Here is a 15,831-nt window from a genome sequence, read left to right on the forward strand (position 1 = left end):
TCAAACGATTATTTCGTTTTTCCCTTTACATAGTCAACAAGCAACTGTTTTGATTCTTCACGTGTGAATTCGTCTGTATTCAAAACTAGCTCAGGTGCAGCCGGTTCTTCGTATGGAGAATCAATTCCTGTGAAAAATGGAATTTCTCCTCTTCGTGCTTTTTGATATAATCCCTTCGGGTCACGCTCTTCACAAACATTGAGATCACATTTCACATACACTTCATGAAATTCACCTTCTTCGACAAGCTGCCTTACAATTTGGCGATCTTCTTGAAAAGGTGAAATAAAGGCAGTGATGACAATCGTACCTTGCTCGACAAAAAGTTTCGCCACTTCCCCGATGCGGCGAATGTTCTCTTTCCGGTCATCATCTGAAAACCCTAAGTCTTTATTAAGTCCGTGGCGTACATTATCACCATCAAGAACAGTGACTTGATACCCCTGTTCAAACAGCTCTCTTGCCGCTAGGTTTGCAATCGTCGATTTCCCAGAACCACTTAGACCAGTAAGCCAGACAATCACGCTTTTATGATTGTTTTTCTGTTGATATTCTTCTTTTGTAATAGACGCATCGTGCCACACGATATGCTCGTTACTCATGTCTCTACCTCCTTTAGGATACAGTTGTTTTTAATCCGTCAATTAATGTTTCAATGACTTCTTTTCGGCTGAACGTGCTCGGCGGTAATTCACCGTTTCTTAGCATTGTTCTTACCTTTGTACCTGAAAGAATGACATGCTCACTTTTATCATGAGGACACGTTTTTGGTGTTGCCATGGCTTCACATGTATTGCAGTAGAAACTATGTTCAAATTTTAAAGGCGTGATGCCAATCTCTTCACTCGTAAATTGATCAAATAATTCCTGCGCTTCGTATGTGCCATAATAATCACCAACACCCGCATGATCTCTTCCAACAATAAAGTGTGTGCAGCCATAATTTTTTCGAACAAGTGCATGAAATATCGCTTCCTTTGGTCCAGCATAACGCATTGCAGCTGGAAATACACCTAAAAAGACGCGATCTTTTGGATAATAACCGTTCAATAATACTTGATAGCTTTTCATTCTCACATCTGCTGGGATATCATCGGCTTTTGTTTCACCAACCAGCGGATTTAAAAATAAACCATCTACTGTCTCAAGTGCTGTTTTTTGAATATATTCATGGGCACGATGTACTGGATTTCTCGTTTGGAAACCGACAATCGTTTTCCAACCATTTTCTTTAAAATGTCTTCTTGTCTCTTCTGGTTCATAGGTGAATTGAGGGAATGGCTTTTCGCTACGCTTGGTCAGTGTAATTTTACCACCAATATATGTGTCACCGCGCTCAAATAATTTTTTCACCCCTGGATGATTCCGATCATTTGTTTTATACACATTCACAGCTTCTTTTTCCTTATCTGGCGTGTATTGATCTTCCACCTCAAGTATCCCGTAAACTGTTCCATTGTAAGATAAACGGACGATATCTCCCTTACGAATTTCCGCTGCCTTTTCCTTTGTGACTGGAAGAGTAATAGGAAGAGACCAAACAACACCACTTGCTAGTCTCATGTCGCTCACAACGGCTTCATAATCGGCTTTTGTTAAAAAGCCTTCAATTGGACTATACCCGCCGATTGCAATCAGTTCAAGGTCTGCAAAAGAGATCGTATCCAGTTCGATTTCCTTCTCTGCTGTGCTTAAATCATATTCTTCATTTACTCGATTAATTAATACGCCACCATGTGGTGTTAAACTCATTTGTTCATCTTCCTCTCAATGTTCAAGTTATTAGATGTTAATAGTCAGATTTATCGTTAAATGCCGCCGCCTTGTTCATGGATGGAGTTGCTTTCATTTTTGACTGCCTTCATCAGACTTAATGCGCCGAGTGAAGCAAATAACACACTCATCATGATAAAGATAGAATAATAGTCTCCTTTTAAGAAAAAGCTTACCAGCAAATAAGACAAGCTGAGTGATAAGAATGGAGAAACAACCCAGACTTTCAGCATCTTTTTCACGACATGTTTATGAAAAATGTTCGGTCCACCCTTTGCCATCCCAAGACCAATAATTGATGAAGAGGTGATTTGGGTAAGTGGTACAGGCAAGCCGAAAATAGAGCTCACAATGACAAGTCCAGCACCGGTACTAGAGAGTAAGATGCCTTCACCTGTTTGATATCGTGTGATTTTCTTACCATTTGTTTCAAGTACTCTCCTACCGAGTAAAAGTGCACCAAGCGCGACAAATATCCCCCCGTAAAGTGTACCTTGCCCTACTGACAGGACCCCTGATGCCACTAGCGGACCTACAGCATTGGCAACATTGTTCATACCAGCTGAAAAAGCCTCTAGAAAGCCACTGATGATTAAAGCGATAGAAAGAATGCCGACACCTTTTTTAGATAATGTGTGTTTTGGGAACAGTCTGATGATTTTGATCACAGTAAACGTGAAAGCAAAAGCAATGAGTGGAATAATGATCCAAAATGCGACGATCACTAAAATGGATTTTACAAACAATACTTTGTATGCCACGGCAACACCAACAACAGCTCCAACCGTTACTTCACTTGTGGATAGCGGGATGGCCATCAGATTCGCAATAAATAATGATAATGCAGCGGAACCAATGATAATGCAAACAATTTCAAGTGTAATCACAGATTCTGGCATAATACCAGAACTGATGGTTTTGACAACTTCACCGCCGCCAATCACTGAACCTGCTAAAATACCTCCAGCACAAACGATGAGTGCATAAAGCGGTTTTTGAATCGCTCCTGATCCATACGCAATTCCCATAGAAGCTGCTGCTCCGCTTGCGCCAATATTTAAAGCAAAGAATAAACTAAATAAAATTGCAGCGATTTCCATTAATTATGCTCCCTTATTCATGTAATCCGCACTCCGTCTTTGCTGTTCCAGCCCATCTTCCAGAACGCAGATCATCTGCAGTGAAGGCTGGTTGTGTACATGGTGCACAGCCAATACTTGGGTATCCTCGATCATGTAGCGGATTATAAGCAAGTTCCTGCTTTGATGCATATCTCCATATATCTTTCCAAGTCCAGTGGATGAGCGGACACACTTTTACTGATTGGAATTTATCATCCTTATTTAAAAAGTTTGTACCTGCTCTTTTTGGTGACTGCTCTCTTCTTAAGCCAGAAAGCCAAGCCGGATAGCCTGATAATGCTTCTTGCAAGGGAATGACCTTCCGCATATGGCAACAGCTTTGAGGATTTGTTTCCCACAGTTTGTCACCATGCTGTTCATTCTGCTGTTCAACTGTCAGATCAGGTGTTTTCATCACAATATCTAATCCAGGGTATCTTTCCTTCACCGCATCAATTGTCTCGTAAGTCTCTTTGAAATGTAGTCCTGTATCTAAAAAGACAATTCTCGCATCTTTTTTGACTTTAGCGATTAAATCAATCAAGACAATGCCTTCTATACCGAAGCTACATGCATAAACGAGCTGATCACCATAATGACCGTACGCCCATTTCAGCACAGATAGGGCTCCTTTATACATATCGTCCTCTTGAAATGTAATGGACGGCTCTTGCCAATTTTCATAAGTTAACATTGTTTCTCCCCTTCCGGAGTATTGCTCATATTGCTATAGCGCACTACTTCAATCTGATTTTTTCATTTTTCTCTACTTGAATTATTTGACCGTCTTGAACAATCAATGTGATTGAACCGAATTTCATATCTCCAATCAATTCTTGCATGTTTTTCACTAAGTCTTCATCCTGGTTTTGTTTCACTTCCATCTCCTCTTCCTCCTCACCATTAAAAATAAAAAAACTTTCTTTCAATCCGAAAGAAAGACGAGGAAGCTCACGATTTCCTTATCTTTCAAAATAGAATCATTTTGCAGGAAGTAGCACCTTGCTCAGGATAGCAGGTTGCTGGGTTTCATCGGGCCAGTCCCTCCACCTCTCTGGATAAGAGTTTTAATTTGTATTAAATATTAACACAATTCAAACAAAAGTCAACCCGACTTTATTGATAGGATTAGTTTTTATTCACATTTGGGTCTATTTTACTATTTTAAACCCACATGAAAAAAGCCGTGCATCTGGGCACAGCATTGTTAGAGCGTCTCTTCCATCCAAGATTCAGAGGAAGGGTCTTGTCTCCAGCGTTTAAGTTTATTCATAGCAGATGGCTCGATGGCTCTTAGCTCAAGCGCCGCATCTGTCAACGCATCATAGTCTGTCAGTGTGACATATGGAATGTCTTTTTCCGCAAAAGCAGCAACTGCTTTTGGCAATCCATATGTGAAAATGGCCGCAACTCCAAGCACTTCACAGCCCTCATCTTGAAGGGCGGCGACAACTTCAAGGACGCTCCCTCCAGTTGAAATGAGATCTTCTACGACAACAACCTTTTGACCAGTCGTTACCGCTCCTTCGATCTGATTTCCTTTTCCATGTGCTTTTGGCTTATTTCTCACATAACACATAGGCAAATTTAGACGATCTGCCACCAATGCCGCATGCGGGATTCCGGCCGTTGCAGTACCGGCTATCACTTCTGCTCCCTCAAAATAAGTTTGAATGAGATCTTTAAGTCCTTCAGCGATGTCATTTCTGACGTTAGGGTACGATAATGTCAGGCGATTATCGCAGTAAATCGGTGATTTAATACCGCTTGCCCACGTGAATGGTGCATCTGGTTTTAAGGAGACGGCTTTGATTTGTAATAAATGTTTAGCAATTTTCGTTTTCATACGGCTGTCTCTCCCACTCTTTGATCATTTGATGATAGGCTGCAATTGGATTTGCTGCTTTGGTGATCGATCTCCCCACAACAATTTGTGAAACACCTTGTTCTTTTGCAAAAGCAGGTGTGGCTACACGCTTTTGGTCATCGGTTTGATCATTTGGCAAACGAATACCTGGTGTGACGGTGAGAAAGGATGGTGAGATATGCTCATGAATGGCCTTTGATTCATGTACAGAGCACACAACACCGTCTAGTCCGCTCTCGTATGCCATTTGTCCGTAATGAAGCACGGTCTCCTCAAGTGGACGATCAATGAGTATTTCTTTTTTCATGATGTCTTCTGACGTACTTGTGAGCTGAGTCACTGCAATAATGTTCGGTCTACTTTGTCCAGCTGATGTTCCGCTTTCAAGACCCTCTACCGCTGCTTGCATCATTCTTTTTCCGCCTGCAGCATGGACATTAACCAAATCCACCCCAAGTGCTGCAAGCCGGTTCATGGCTTTTTGAACCGTTGTTGGAATGTCATGTAATTTCAAGTCAAGGAAAATACGGCAATTTTTTTGTTTCAGTGTTTCAATTATGGCAGGACCTTCTTGGTAAAAAAGCTCCATGCCAACCTTCACAAATAATGGCTTCCCTTCAAATAGATCTAAAAAGGCAAGCGCCTCGCTCCCTGATGGAAAATCAAGTGCGATGATTGGCAAATGCTTCATGCTTCCAGCTCCTTCCGATACATTCCTCTACTGATGAATAACCATGAGCCGCCAGAACTTTAGGCAGATCTTCAATGATTTCTGGACAAACGAATGGATTCACGAAATTGGCTGTTCCAACAGCTACAGCACTTGCGCCTGCCAGTAGGAATTCAAGCACATCTTCTGCATGTTGAACCCCGCCCATCCCAATAATCGGGATACGAACAGCCTGACTGACTTCATATACCATTCGAATGGCGACAGGTTTTACTGCTGGACCTGATAATCCGCCTGTTTTATTTGCAAGAATGGGCTTCCCTGTTTTTAAATCAAGCCGCATGCCAATTAAAGTGTTAATCATGGTGAGTCCATCCGCACCAGCCGATTCAATTGCTTTTGCAATTTCAACAATATTGGCCACATTTGGTGACAGTTTCACGTAAACAGGAACAGCCGAGACTTCCTTCACTGCTTTTGTTAATGTCTCAGCCATCTTCGCATCAGTACCGAAAGCGATCCCGCCTGTCTTCACATTGGGACAAGATATATTCAGTTCAAGTGCATGTACATTCTTTGCTTGACTGATTTGTTCGGCTACTTCGACATAATCATCAATTTGCGCGCCGGCGACGTTCGCAATGATTGGTGTACCAAACTGTTCAAGCCAAGGCAATTCATGATCAAGCACTCCTTTTAGACCTGGATTTTGAAGTCCAATCGCATTTAACATACCTGCACCAGTCTCGGCCACTCTTGGCGTTGGATTGCCCAATCTCATTTCAAGGGTAGTGGCTTTGATCATGATTCCCCCCAGCATAGATAAATCATATAAGGAAGCAAATTCCTTTCCGAATCCGAAGCACCCTGATGCCGGAATAATCGGGTTCTTTAAGGATAAGCCGGGTAACTCAACGTTTAACATGATAATGCCACCTCCTCTGCTTTAAAGACTGGTCCATCAAGACATACTTTAACGTACGGCTTTTCGTGCTGATCGGTATGACATACACATGCAAAGCATGCACCAATACCGCAACCCATCCGTTCCTCCATTGAAATATAGACAGGTTTATGTGGATAAGCATCTTTTAGCGCTTTTAACATTGGTGTCGGTCCGCATGAAAGCAGCACATCAAAGCTCATTTCGTTCTCTTCTATCACATGTGTGACAAAGCCTTTTGCTCCATGGGTTCCATCAACAGTGGCGATAAAAGTATCTCCGAGCGCTTGGAATTTCTCCTCGTAAAATACGTCTTTTTTTGATTGAAAGCCAAGAACATGCTTGACGATAACGCCTTTTTTCGTTAAACGCTTTGACAGCTCGTAAAGCGGTGGCACACCAATTCCCCCACCTACAAGTAATGCGGTCTGTCTTGGGTGGACTACAGAAGGATTATATCCGTTACCTAGCGGCCCTAATACGTCGACTAGCTCACCTGCTTGCTTTTGGGATAGGAGCTTTGTCCCCTCTCCCTCTGCCCTGAAAATGATCGTCGCTTCTTTTTGCTCGGCATGAATATTGGCAATACTGATCGGTCTTCTCAGTAATGGCGTCATCGATTCACTGACCTTTATATGAAGAAATTGTCCAGCGGTTTGAAATGATTCAACAAGGTCCCCTTTTAATGTCATTTCGTAAATATGATCAGCGATCTCTCGGTTAGAGACGACCGTCAAGTATGCTTTTTTCATATTGTTACTGTCACCTCAGCATTCGTTTTCACTTCTGGCATTTCGTCTGTTCTAAATGTCATGCTCTCTAGCACTCTTAAAATGGCCTCTGCCGTATCTAGTGACGTTAAGCAAGCCACGCCATTTTCAACAGATTCACGTCTGATTCTAAAGCCATCTCTAGCTGGCTGTTTTCCTTTTGTCAGTGTATTGATGACAAATTGAGCTTCACCGTTTCGGATTACATCTAGAAGATTTTTGCCTTCTTCTCCTATTTTGCCTACAACACTTGATGGAATGGATGCTTGTTTTAAGTAATTCGCCGTTCCTTCTGTTGCCAAAATATGATATCCAATCGCATGGAATCTTCTCGCAATCTCAAGTCCTTCTTCTTTATCCTTATCAGCCACTGTCAAGATCACAGTTCCGTTATTAGGAATTTGAATACCTGATGCGATTAATCCTTTGTACAGGGCTTTTTCGATTGTGACATCTTTCCCCATGACTTCACCTGTCGATTTCATTTCAGGTCCAAGTGTAATATCGACTCTTCTTAGTTTTGCAAAGGAGAAGACCGGTACTTTGACGTACACACCCGCTTGCTCCTCGTGTAGTCCTTCTTGGTAGCCATAGTTTTTGAGCTTGTCACCTAAAATGACTTTTGTCGCTAGGTTTGCCATTGGGATGCCAGTAATCTTACTTATGAATGGAACAGTCCGGCTTGAGCGCGGATTCACTTCTAGAACGTACACTTCACCTTTTGATAAAACAAACTGAATGTTAAGCAGCCCGATGATGTTAAGCCCTTTTGCTAGTTTAATGGTATACTCAGCAATCTTTGCTTTCATCTCCTCTGACAAGGTTTGCGGAGGGTAGACCGCAATGGAATCGCCAGAGTGAACACCAGCCCGTTCAATATGCTCCATAATGCCTGGGATGACAACAGTTTCTCCATCAGACACGGCATCTACTTCAATTTCCTTACCTGTCAAATACTTGTCAATCAAGACAGGATGCTGTGGATTTACTTTGACCGCATTCTTCATATAATGAAGGAGCTCGTTTTCTTGATAAACGATTTCCATCGCACGTCCGCCTAATACATAGGAAGGGCGGACAAGCACTGGATATCCGATATGATTGGCAATGTCGACTGCCTCCGGAATAGAGGTCGCTGTTTTTCCTTTTGGCTGTGGAACGCCAAGTGTTTCTAGTGTTTGTTCAAACTTGTCACGGTTTTCAGCGCGATCAAGGTCTTCAAGTGAAGTCCCTAGAATCTTTACGCCTCTATTGGATAGTTCATCCGCTAAGTTAATGGCTGTTTGTCCGCCGAACTGAACGACAACACCTTCTGGTTTTTCAAGATCAATGATATGCATGACATCTTCCACTGTCAGTGGTTCAAAGTAAAGCTTATCTGAAATACTGAAGTCTGTTGACACGGTCTCTGGATTGTTGTTAATAATAATGGCTTCATACCCTGCTTGTTTAATCGCCCATACAGAATGGACAGTCGCATAATCAAATTCAACCCCTTGTCCAATTCGGATTGGGCCTGAGCCTAACACGATGACACTCTTCTTATCTGTTCGTTCTGATTCGTTTTCGTCTTCATAGGTGCTGTAGAAATAAGGCGTTTCTGATTCAAATTCTGCCGCACATGTATCGACCATTTTATAGACAGGTACAATTCCTGTTTCTTTTCTTAGCTGATAGAGATCTGCTTCATTCATGCCCCATTTTCGTCTAATATAGATGTCTGAGAAGCCCTTCTCTTTTGCTTCTCTTAATACGTCTGTATTGCCTTTGTTTTCTTTTAACGTCTGTTCAAGTGCGATAATGCCTTCCAGTTTATGAAGGAAGAAATAATCGATTTGAGAAAATTCATGAATTTGGTCGACCGTATAGCCTCTTCTAAGCGCCTCAGCGATATAAAATAGTCGTTCATCGCCTGCTTTTTTAATTCTCTTCTCTAGCACTTCATTTGTGATTTCCGCTTCATCTTTTAGTTCGATGTGATGCACGTCCGCTTCAAGTGAACGTACAGCCTTTAAAAGTGACTCCTCTAATGTACGCCCAATCGCCATGACTTCTCCTGTTGCTTTCATTTGTGTACCAAGTCGTCTGTTCGCAGATTCAAATTTATCAAACGGCCAGCGCGGAATTTTCGAAACGATATAGTCAAGTGCTGGTTCAAAGGCGGCATATGTTTTGCCTGTCACTGGGTTCATCATTTCATCTAGTGTTAAGCCGACAGCGATTTTGGCTGCAAGCTTTGCAATTGGATAACCTGTCGCTTTAGAAGCAAGCGCAGAAGAACGGCTCACGCGCGGGTTCACTTCAATGATGTAGTATTGAAAGCTGTTTGGATCTAAAGCAAGCTGTACATTACAGCCGCCTTCAATGCCTAGTGCACGAATAAGCTTGAGTGACACATTTCTCAGTAGCTGGTATTCACGGTCACTTAAGGTTTGGCTTGGTGCGACAACAATACTGTCACCCGTATGAATGCCGACTGGATCAAAGTTCTCCATGTTACATACAACGATCGCATGGTCACTACTGTCACGCATCACTTCATATTCAATTTCTTTAAAACCTGCGATACTTTTTTCGAGTAAGCATTGTGTCACAGGGCTCAGCTTGAGACCATTTTCAACGATTTCTTTCAGTTCTTGTTCGTTTGTACAGATTCCGCCGCCAGTTCCGCCTAAAGTATAAGCTGGTCGAACAATGACTGGGAAGCCAATTTTGTTCACGAAGGCCATTGCCTCATCAAGATTATGGATGATTTCACTTTCTGGAACAGGTTCATTCAACTCTCTCATCAAATTACGGAATAAATCTCTGTCTTCTGCTTTTTGAATCGCTGACAGCTTTGTACCAAGCACTTCAACACCGCATTCAGCTAAAACCCCAAGATCTGATAATTCAACGGCAAGGTTTAGACCTGTTTGTCCACCAAGTGTCGGCAAGATCGCATCAGGGCGCTCCTTCCGAATGATTCGTGTTAAAAATTCCGGTGTAAGCGGTTCGATATATACCTTGTCAGCCATTTCTGTATCTGTCATGATCGTCGCTGGATTTGAGTTCACAAGAACGACTTCATAACCCTCTTCTTTTAGCGCTAAGCAAGCTTGTGTCCCTGCATAGTCAAACTCCGCTGCCTGACCGATGATGATAGGACCTGATCCGATTACTAATATCTTCTTGATGTCTACACGTTTTGGCATACTTCTTCCCCTACTTTCTCAGTCGTATGAATCATTTCCATGAACTCGTCAAATAAGTAGTTCGCATCTTCTGGACCCGGTGATGCTTCTGGATGATACTGCACAGTGAAAGCTGGTGCTTCTTTATGTTTTAATCCTTCAATCGTATTGTCATTTAATGCGATATGGGTCACTTCAAGCAGTTCTTCATTAATTGCGCTTACTGTATACCCATGGTTTTGAGAAGTCAGTGTGACCTTTCCAGTAGCTAATTCTTTGACTGGGTGGTTTGATCCTCTATGACCAAATGTCATTTTTTCTGTACTTGCACCGCACGCAAGAGCAAATAGCTGGTGCCCTAGGCAAATTCCAAAGAGTGGTACCTTTCCAATCAATTGCTGAATCATTTCGACTGCTTCAGGCACATCGACTGGATCTCCAGGTCCGTTTGAGAGCATGATCCCATCAGGCTTTAGCTGCAAGACTTCATTTGCTGTAATATTGTATGGGACAACAACCACATCACAATCACGCTTATTGAGCTCGCGCAGTATACCGTGCTTCATCCCAAAATCCACAAGAACAATTCTCTTTCCTCTTCCTGGACTTGGATACGCATTTTTTGCCGATACTTGTCTCACTTGGTCCGTTGGAAGCTGAAAGGTTTGAAGGCGACGAACGACTTCATCTACTTGTTCATCCGGTCCTGCAAAAGTCCCTCTTAATGTCCCAGCACTTCTGATGATTCTTGTCAGTTTTCGTGTATCAATTCCGCTAAGTCCTGGAATGTTTTTCATTTTTAAATATTCATCGAGCGAGTAGGAAGAGCGCCAGTTTGAGGGCTTTTCACAAAGCTCTTTGACAATTAGTCCTTTGATAAACGGTGTAATCGATTCAAAATCATCACGGTTTATGCCATAGTTGCCAATGAGTGGATATGTCAGTGTGACCAATTGTCCGCAGTATGATGGGTCAGACAAAATTTCCTGATAGCCAGTCACCCCTGTGTTAAAGACCACTTCTCCGACTGACGGTTCTAAACTGCCAAAGCCTATTCCTTCAAATACTGTTCCGTTTTCTAGTACTAAGCGTCTCTTCATTTTACTAGTCTCCCCTCTTCATAAACGACCTTTCCAGATGCAAACGTCATCACCGGCCATCCTGATACAATCAATTTGTCAAAAGGTGTATTTTTCCCTTTTGATAAGAAGTTATTTTTGTCTATTGCCATTTCCTTATTTAAATCAATAAGTGTAACATCAGCCACTTGGCCCTTTTCTAACTTACCGTACGGAAGGGAAAAGGCTTCTGCTGGTTTGATTGTCATATAATCAACAAGCTCTTTTAATGTCCATTCGCCCGTTTTTACAAAACGGGTATATAGAAGCGGGAACGCTGTTTCAAGTCCAACAATCCCAAAAGGTGCAAGCTGCATCCTTTCATTTTTTTCTTCTTCTGTATGCGGGGCATGGTCTGTTGCAATAAAATCAATGGTGCCGTCTAGCAGACCTTCGATAAGTGCCTCACGATCTTCCGCTCCTCTAAGTGGCGGGTTCATTTTATAGTTTGTATCAAGGCCCGGTATGTCCGTATCACATAAAAGCAAATGATGTGGCGTGACTTCAGCTGTCACGCGAATGCCTGCTTTTTTTGCATCTCGTACGACTCTGACGGATTCTTTAGTGCTGATATGACAGACATGGTAATGACAGTTCGCCGCTTCTGCTAAGAGGACATCTCTTGCAATATGCACCGATTCACAAATTGACGGAATTCCATTTAAACCATTTGCTTTAGAGAATTCACCTTCATGGACGCTTCCTCCATAAATCAGGGAATTATCTTCACAGTGAGCCACAATCGCTTGATCTAGGCTTGCAGCTTTTTTCATCGCCTCATACATCATCCCGGCTGTTTGGATGCCAACCCCGTCATCAGTAAAGGCAAATGCACCAGCTTCTTTTAACGCCGCAAAGTCCGTCATCTTTTCTCCATTTTGTCTTATTGTAATGGACGCATATGGTAAAACTCGAATTGATGAAGTCTCTTTCATTCGCTTCATGAGCCATTCCATTTGTTCCTTTGTATCTGGAACTGGTCTTGTATTTGGCATGGCTGCAATCGTCGTATATCCGCCTCTTGCTGCTGCCTTAGTACCTGTTTCAATGGTCTCTTTTTTTTCACCACCCGGTTCTCTTAAGTGCACATGTAGATCAATCAAACCTGGTGATACGAATAGCCCTGCTGCATCAATTACTGCTTCTTTGTCTTCTCTCTCCAAATGACCAATCGCTTGTATCACTTCTCCCTTTATTCTGATATCTTGCTGAACTCTTTCACCTGTGCTTGTTAAGATAAAGCCGTTTTTAATGAGATATGACATAGACAGAATCTCTCCCTTTTTGATGTTGTCTGCTATTTTGAAAAGCTCTTTTTAAGACAGCCATTCGGATAAACACACCATTTTCCATTTGCTTAAAAATCCTTGACTTCTTTGATTCCACTAAAGAATCATCTATTTCAACACCTCGGTTAACTGGTGCTGGATGCATAATGATTGCTCGTTCTTTCATTTTTTTGGCTCGCTCTACTGTTAATCCGTATGTGGATAAGTAATCCTCGCTGCCTACCTTTTTCGCATGTCTTTCGTGCTGGATACGCAAAAGCATTACAACATCAGATCGCTCAATTGCCTCGTCTACTTCGGCATAAGTTCCGTGAGGATTCTGTTCATCTTGGAAGGAAACCGGTCCAGAAAAGAGGACATTAGCACCTAGCCTTGAGAGTACCTCGGCATTAGATCGTGCGACCCTGCTATGTTTGATATCTCCATGAATTGAAACCGTTAAGCCGTCAAAACCGCCGAATTCTTCAAATATGGTCATTAAATCAAGCAGTGATTGTGTGGGATGCTGTCCGCAGCCATCTCCTGCATTAATGATTGGAATCCCTACCTTACCGACAAGCTCCTCATAGTATTCATCAGTGCTGTCCCGAATGACACACGCTTTGACCCCGATGGATTCTAGCGTTTTGACGGTATCGTAAAGGGTCTCTCCCTTTTGAATAGAGGTACTTGTAGCGTCTAAGCTGAGCACATTCATTCCAAGCCTTTTTTCGGCTACTTCGAAACTAAAGCGTGTTCTTGTACTTGGCTCAAAGAAGAGATTCGCAACAAATTCTCCCGTTAAGCTGTGTTCTTGTTGACCATTCTTCAAAGCGGTTGCTTCCTCAATCAGATTCAGAATCTCTTCCTTAGACAAGCTGCTCATAGTCGATAGATGATTCATGTTTTCTTCCCCCTATCGTTTTCAATCATTTTCAGGTTCAAAAAAACCCTAAGCCTTGGCAGCTTAGGGTTCTCCAAAAGGAGCAGCGGCAATTACGCACATTCTGCTCATGTTAGAACCCTTGTCAGCCTCACTGGACTTCTTTTAAAAGGTTTTCTGTATTCGATTCATTTGATGGTTTTTTATCTGCTTGCTCATTTGGCAGAATCAAGTTTAACAAAACCCCAGTAATGGCAGCGAGCGCCATTCCAGATAAAGTAAGATTGATTTGCTTCACCTCAATAAAAGCTCCACCGATTCCAATGACTAAGATGACAGATGCGATAATGAGGTTCCGTTTTTCTTCAAAATTGACTTTATGATCAATCAGAATTCTCAGACCGCTCGACGCAATAATCCCAAAAAGTAGGAATGAGACGCCCCCCATCACTGCTGAAGGAACTGTGCTAATTAATGCTGAAATTTTCCCGACAAAGCCGAAACAGATGGCGAATACTGCTGCTCCGCCGATGACGAAGATACTAAACACTCTCGTGATGGCAAGTACGCCAATGTTCTCACCATATGTAGTGGTAGGTGGTCCGCCAATGAGTGAGGCAAAGATTGTGGCTGCACTGTCTCCTAAAATCGAGCGGTGAAGTCCAGGCTTTTTGATAAAGTCTTGACCTACCACCTTACTTAACACTACTTGGTGACCAATGTGTTCAGACATTGTCACAAAGGCAACTGGCACCATCACCGAGATAATGCTAAGTGTCACAGCAGGTGTGTAATTGACAAATGGTATGACAAAGTTTGGTACGGCAAACCATTTTGCGTCAATGACCGGCTGAAAGTTCACAATGCCTTGTGTTAAAGCAAACAGATAACCGCTAATTATTCCGATTAAAACTGGGATGAGACTAAGAAACCCTCTAAGGAAAATCATACTGATGATTGTTACCGCCAGAGTAAAGCCAGCTACTGTTAAGTGCTTCAAGCTGTACACAAGCTCGGGCGCATTCGGATCAACATACATGGCCATATTGACTGCCGTTCCAGCTAAACCAAGCCCGATCACCATAATCACCGGTCCAACTACTACTGGCGGCAACAGGTTCATAAGCCAGCCTGTACCTAACCATTTAATGAATAAAGCAATGAATGCGTAAGCGACACCTGCCATCAAAGCACCGACCATTGCGGCTCCTGGACCACCTGATGCTTTGACATTCAGTATAGGGGAAATAAAGGCAAAGGACGATCCAAGATAAGCCGGAATTTGCCCTCTAGTGATCATTAAGTAAACAATTGTTCCGACACCGCTTGAGATGAGAGCAACGGCTGGACTCATGTCAATTATTTTCGGCACTAAAATTGTGGCTCCAAACATGGCAAACAAATGCTGCAAGCTCAGTGATAGCCATGTGAAAGGTTTTGGTATATCTCGAATGCCTAAATTGGCTTTTGGCTGACTCATGTTTTTCCTCCTAGTTGTGTTCTTTTCTAATAAAAAAGCCTCTTTGCATATGAGCAAAGAGGCCTAGAAAAGCCGCACACTTCGAGTGTTGTGTGCATGACGTTTCTGTTATTGCCCTCTTTGCAAACTCTCTGGAATGCATTTAAAAAGGTTCTTTTTCGTATATGGCGACAAGATCTTTTTGATCGACTTCGTTGAGTTGGACCATGACGGTTTCTGCTTTAGACGTTGGAATGTTTTTTCCAATATAATCTGCTCGAATTGGCAGCTCACGGTGCCCTCGATCCACAAGAACTGCAAGCTGTATAGAAGACGGTCTCCCCACATCAACAAGCGCATCCATTGCTGCTCTAACCGTTCTGCCTGTAAATAGGACATCATCTACAACAATCAGTGTTTTGTCATTGATATCAGCTGGAATGTCTGCTCCCTTCACAAGCGGATCTTGGTTGTCTGTCTTTTTTGTCAGGTCGTCGCGGTAAAGCGTAATATCGAGTTCACCCACAATGACTGGATTTCCCTCAATTTGCTCAATGCGTTCTGCCAGGCGCTTTGCAAGATGAATCCCTCTTGTCTTGATCCCAGCAAGAATGACATCCTTCATCCCTTTGTTGCGCTCGATCATTTCGTGGGCAATTCGCGTAAGCGCTCGTCTTATCGCTTGTTCATCCAGAATGATTGCTTTTTGTTCCATCTTTTACACCTCTTTTTGCAAATAAAAAGCCCCTTCTGCAAAGGGCAGAGAGGGGCGTTCATTTGTGCATA

15 protein-coding genes and 1 riboswitch are annotated in these 15,831 nt (G+C 42.6%); all 15 genes read right to left on the bottom strand.

Features of this window, described 5'->3' with window-relative positions; genetic code table 11:
* Nucleotides 1–8 precede the first annotated feature (8 nt).
* Nucleotides 9–602, bottom strand: a complete 594-nt coding sequence (gene cysC / locus ACIQCE_RS01965) for an adenylyl-sulfate kinase (protein ID WP_353855812.1) — start codon at nt 600–602, stop codon at nt 9–11.
* Nucleotides 603–615: 13 nt separating this feature from the next.
* Nucleotides 616–1,752, bottom strand: coding sequence for a sulfate adenylyltransferase (gene sat, locus ACIQCE_RS01970; RefSeq protein WP_400493370.1), 1,137 nt, complete (start codon nt 1,750–1,752; stop codon nt 616–618).
* 56 nt (nt 1,753–1,808) lie between these two features.
* Nucleotides 1,809–2,873: a sulfate permease gene (locus ACIQCE_RS01975; RefSeq protein ID WP_400493371.1), complete on the bottom strand. Its 1,065-nt coding sequence runs from the start codon at nt 2,871–2,873 to the stop codon at nt 1,809–1,811.
* A 13-nt stretch (nt 2,874–2,886) separates the two neighbouring features.
* Nucleotides 2,887–3,588 carry a phosphoadenylyl-sulfate reductase gene (locus ACIQCE_RS01980; RefSeq protein ID WP_400493372.1) on the bottom strand — a complete coding sequence of 234 codons (702 nt, stop codon included), beginning with the start codon at nt 3,586–3,588 and terminating at the stop codon, nt 2,887–2,889.
* A gap of 43 nt (nt 3,589–3,631) precedes the next feature.
* The gene (locus ACIQCE_RS01985) at nt 3,632–3,736 is read right to left on the bottom strand and encodes a DUF2292 domain-containing protein (RefSeq protein ID WP_400493819.1); all 105 of its coding nucleotides are present in this window, start codon (nt 3,734–3,736) and stop codon (nt 3,632–3,634) included.
* A 117-nt stretch (nt 3,737–3,853) separates the two neighbouring features.
* Nucleotides 3,854–3,959, bottom strand: a riboswitch (SAM riboswitch).
* A 142-nt stretch (nt 3,960–4,101) separates the two neighbouring features.
* Nucleotides 4,102–4,740, bottom strand: a complete 639-nt coding sequence (gene pyrE / locus ACIQCE_RS01990) for an orotate phosphoribosyltransferase (RefSeq protein ID WP_353855817.1) — start codon at nt 4,738–4,740, stop codon at nt 4,102–4,104.
* Nucleotides 4,721–5,452 (bottom strand): orotidine-5'-phosphate decarboxylase, encoded by a 732-nt coding sequence (pyrF, locus tag ACIQCE_RS01995; RefSeq protein ID WP_400493373.1) that lies wholly within the window; start codon nt 5,450–5,452, stop codon nt 4,721–4,723. The genes pyrE and pyrF overlap by 20 nt, the downstream gene beginning before the upstream one ends.
* Complete coding sequence (locus tag ACIQCE_RS02000; RefSeq protein ID WP_400493374.1) at nt 5,424–6,356, bottom strand: dihydroorotate dehydrogenase; 933 nt, start codon at nt 6,354–6,356, stop codon at nt 5,424–5,426. Before ACIQCE_RS02000 ends, pyrF begins: the two co-directional genes overlap by 29 nt.
* Nucleotides 6,350–7,126 carry a dihydroorotate dehydrogenase electron transfer subunit gene (locus ACIQCE_RS02005; RefSeq protein WP_400493375.1) on the bottom strand — a complete coding sequence of 259 codons (777 nt, stop codon included), beginning with the start codon at nt 7,124–7,126 and terminating at the stop codon, nt 6,350–6,352. The genes ACIQCE_RS02000 and ACIQCE_RS02005 overlap by 7 nt, the downstream gene beginning before the upstream one ends.
* Nucleotides 7,123–10,338, bottom strand: coding sequence for a carbamoyl-phosphate synthase large subunit (gene carB, locus ACIQCE_RS02010; RefSeq protein WP_400493376.1), 3,216 nt, complete (start codon nt 10,336–10,338; stop codon nt 7,123–7,125). Before carB ends, ACIQCE_RS02005 begins: the two co-directional genes overlap by 4 nt.
* Complete coding sequence (locus tag ACIQCE_RS02015; RefSeq protein WP_400493377.1) at nt 10,323–11,417, bottom strand: carbamoyl phosphate synthase small subunit; 1,095 nt, start codon at nt 11,415–11,417, stop codon at nt 10,323–10,325. The genes carB and ACIQCE_RS02015 overlap by 16 nt, the downstream gene beginning before the upstream one ends.
* The gene (locus ACIQCE_RS02020) at nt 11,414–12,700 is read right to left on the bottom strand and encodes a dihydroorotase (RefSeq protein WP_400493378.1); all 1,287 of its coding nucleotides are present in this window, start codon (nt 12,698–12,700) and stop codon (nt 11,414–11,416) included. The genes ACIQCE_RS02015 and ACIQCE_RS02020 overlap by 4 nt, the downstream gene beginning before the upstream one ends.
* Nucleotides 12,684–13,607, bottom strand: coding sequence for an aspartate carbamoyltransferase catalytic subunit (locus ACIQCE_RS02025; RefSeq protein ID WP_400493379.1), 924 nt, complete (start codon nt 13,605–13,607; stop codon nt 12,684–12,686). The genes ACIQCE_RS02020 and ACIQCE_RS02025 overlap by 17 nt, the downstream gene beginning before the upstream one ends.
* A gap of 130 nt (nt 13,608–13,737) precedes the next feature.
* Nucleotides 13,738–15,066: a solute carrier family 23 protein gene (locus ACIQCE_RS02030; RefSeq protein WP_400493380.1), complete on the bottom strand. Its 1,329-nt coding sequence runs from the start codon at nt 15,064–15,066 to the stop codon at nt 13,738–13,740.
* Nucleotides 15,067–15,208: 142 nt separating this feature from the next.
* Nucleotides 15,209–15,760, bottom strand: coding sequence for a bifunctional pyr operon transcriptional regulator/uracil phosphoribosyltransferase PyrR (gene pyrR / locus ACIQCE_RS02035; RefSeq protein ID WP_400493381.1), 552 nt, complete (start codon nt 15,758–15,760; stop codon nt 15,209–15,211).
* Between the last annotated feature and the right edge of the window lie 71 nt (nt 15,761–15,831).

This window comes from Bacillus sp. NPDC093026, assembly GCF_044754665.1.
GTDB lineage: Bacteria > Bacillota > Bacilli > Bacillales > Bacillaceae > Bacillus > Bacillus maqinnsis.

What these genes read in the sequence shown, in the direction of transcription:
- cysC (WP_353855812.1), bottom strand. Translation starts at nt 602, where the DNA reads ATGAGTAACGAGCATATCGTGTGGCACGATGCGTCTATTACAAAAGAA.
- sat (WP_400493370.1), bottom strand. Translation starts at nt 1,752, where the DNA reads ATGAGTTTAACACCACATGGTGGCGTATTAATTAATCGAGTAAATGAA.
- ACIQCE_RS01975 (WP_400493371.1), bottom strand. Translation starts at nt 2,873, where the DNA reads ATGGAAATCGCTGCAATTTTATTTAGTTTATTCTTTGCTTTAAATATT.
- ACIQCE_RS01980 (WP_400493372.1), bottom strand. Translation starts at nt 3,588, where the DNA reads ATGTTAACTTATGAAAATTGGCAAGAGCCGTCCATTACATTTCAAGAG.
- ACIQCE_RS01985 (WP_400493819.1), bottom strand. Translation starts at nt 3,736, where the DNA reads ATGCAAGAATTGATTGGAGATATGAAATTCGGTTCAATCACATTGATT.
- pyrE (WP_353855817.1), bottom strand. Translation starts at nt 4,740, where the DNA reads ATGAAAACGAAAATTGCTAAACATTTATTACAAATCAAAGCCGTCTCC.
- pyrF (WP_400493373.1), bottom strand. Translation starts at nt 5,452, where the DNA reads ATGAAGCATTTGCCAATCATCGCACTTGATTTTCCATCAGGGAGCGAG.
- ACIQCE_RS02000 (WP_400493374.1), bottom strand. Translation starts at nt 6,356, where the DNA reads ATGTTAAACGTTGAGTTACCCGGCTTATCCTTAAAGAACCCGATTATT.
- ACIQCE_RS02005 (WP_400493375.1), bottom strand. Translation starts at nt 7,126, where the DNA reads ATGAAAAAAGCATACTTGACGGTCGTCTCTAACCGAGAGATCGCTGAT.
- carB (WP_400493376.1), bottom strand. Translation starts at nt 10,338, where the DNA reads ATGCCAAAACGTGTAGACATCAAGAAGATATTAGTAATCGGATCAGGT.
- ACIQCE_RS02015 (WP_400493377.1), bottom strand. Translation starts at nt 11,417, where the DNA reads ATGAAGAGACGCTTAGTACTAGAAAACGGAACAGTATTTGAAGGAATA.
- ACIQCE_RS02020 (WP_400493378.1), bottom strand. Translation starts at nt 12,700, where the DNA reads ATGTCATATCTCATTAAAAACGGCTTTATCTTAACAAGCACAGGTGAA.
- ACIQCE_RS02025 (WP_400493379.1), bottom strand. Translation starts at nt 13,607, where the DNA reads ATGAATCATCTATCGACTATGAGCAGCTTGTCTAAGGAAGAGATTCTG.
- ACIQCE_RS02030 (WP_400493380.1), bottom strand. Translation starts at nt 15,066, where the DNA reads ATGAGTCAGCCAAAAGCCAATTTAGGCATTCGAGATATACCAAAACCT.
- pyrR (WP_400493381.1), bottom strand. Translation starts at nt 15,760, where the DNA reads ATGGAACAAAAAGCAATCATTCTGGATGAACAAGCGATAAGACGAGCG.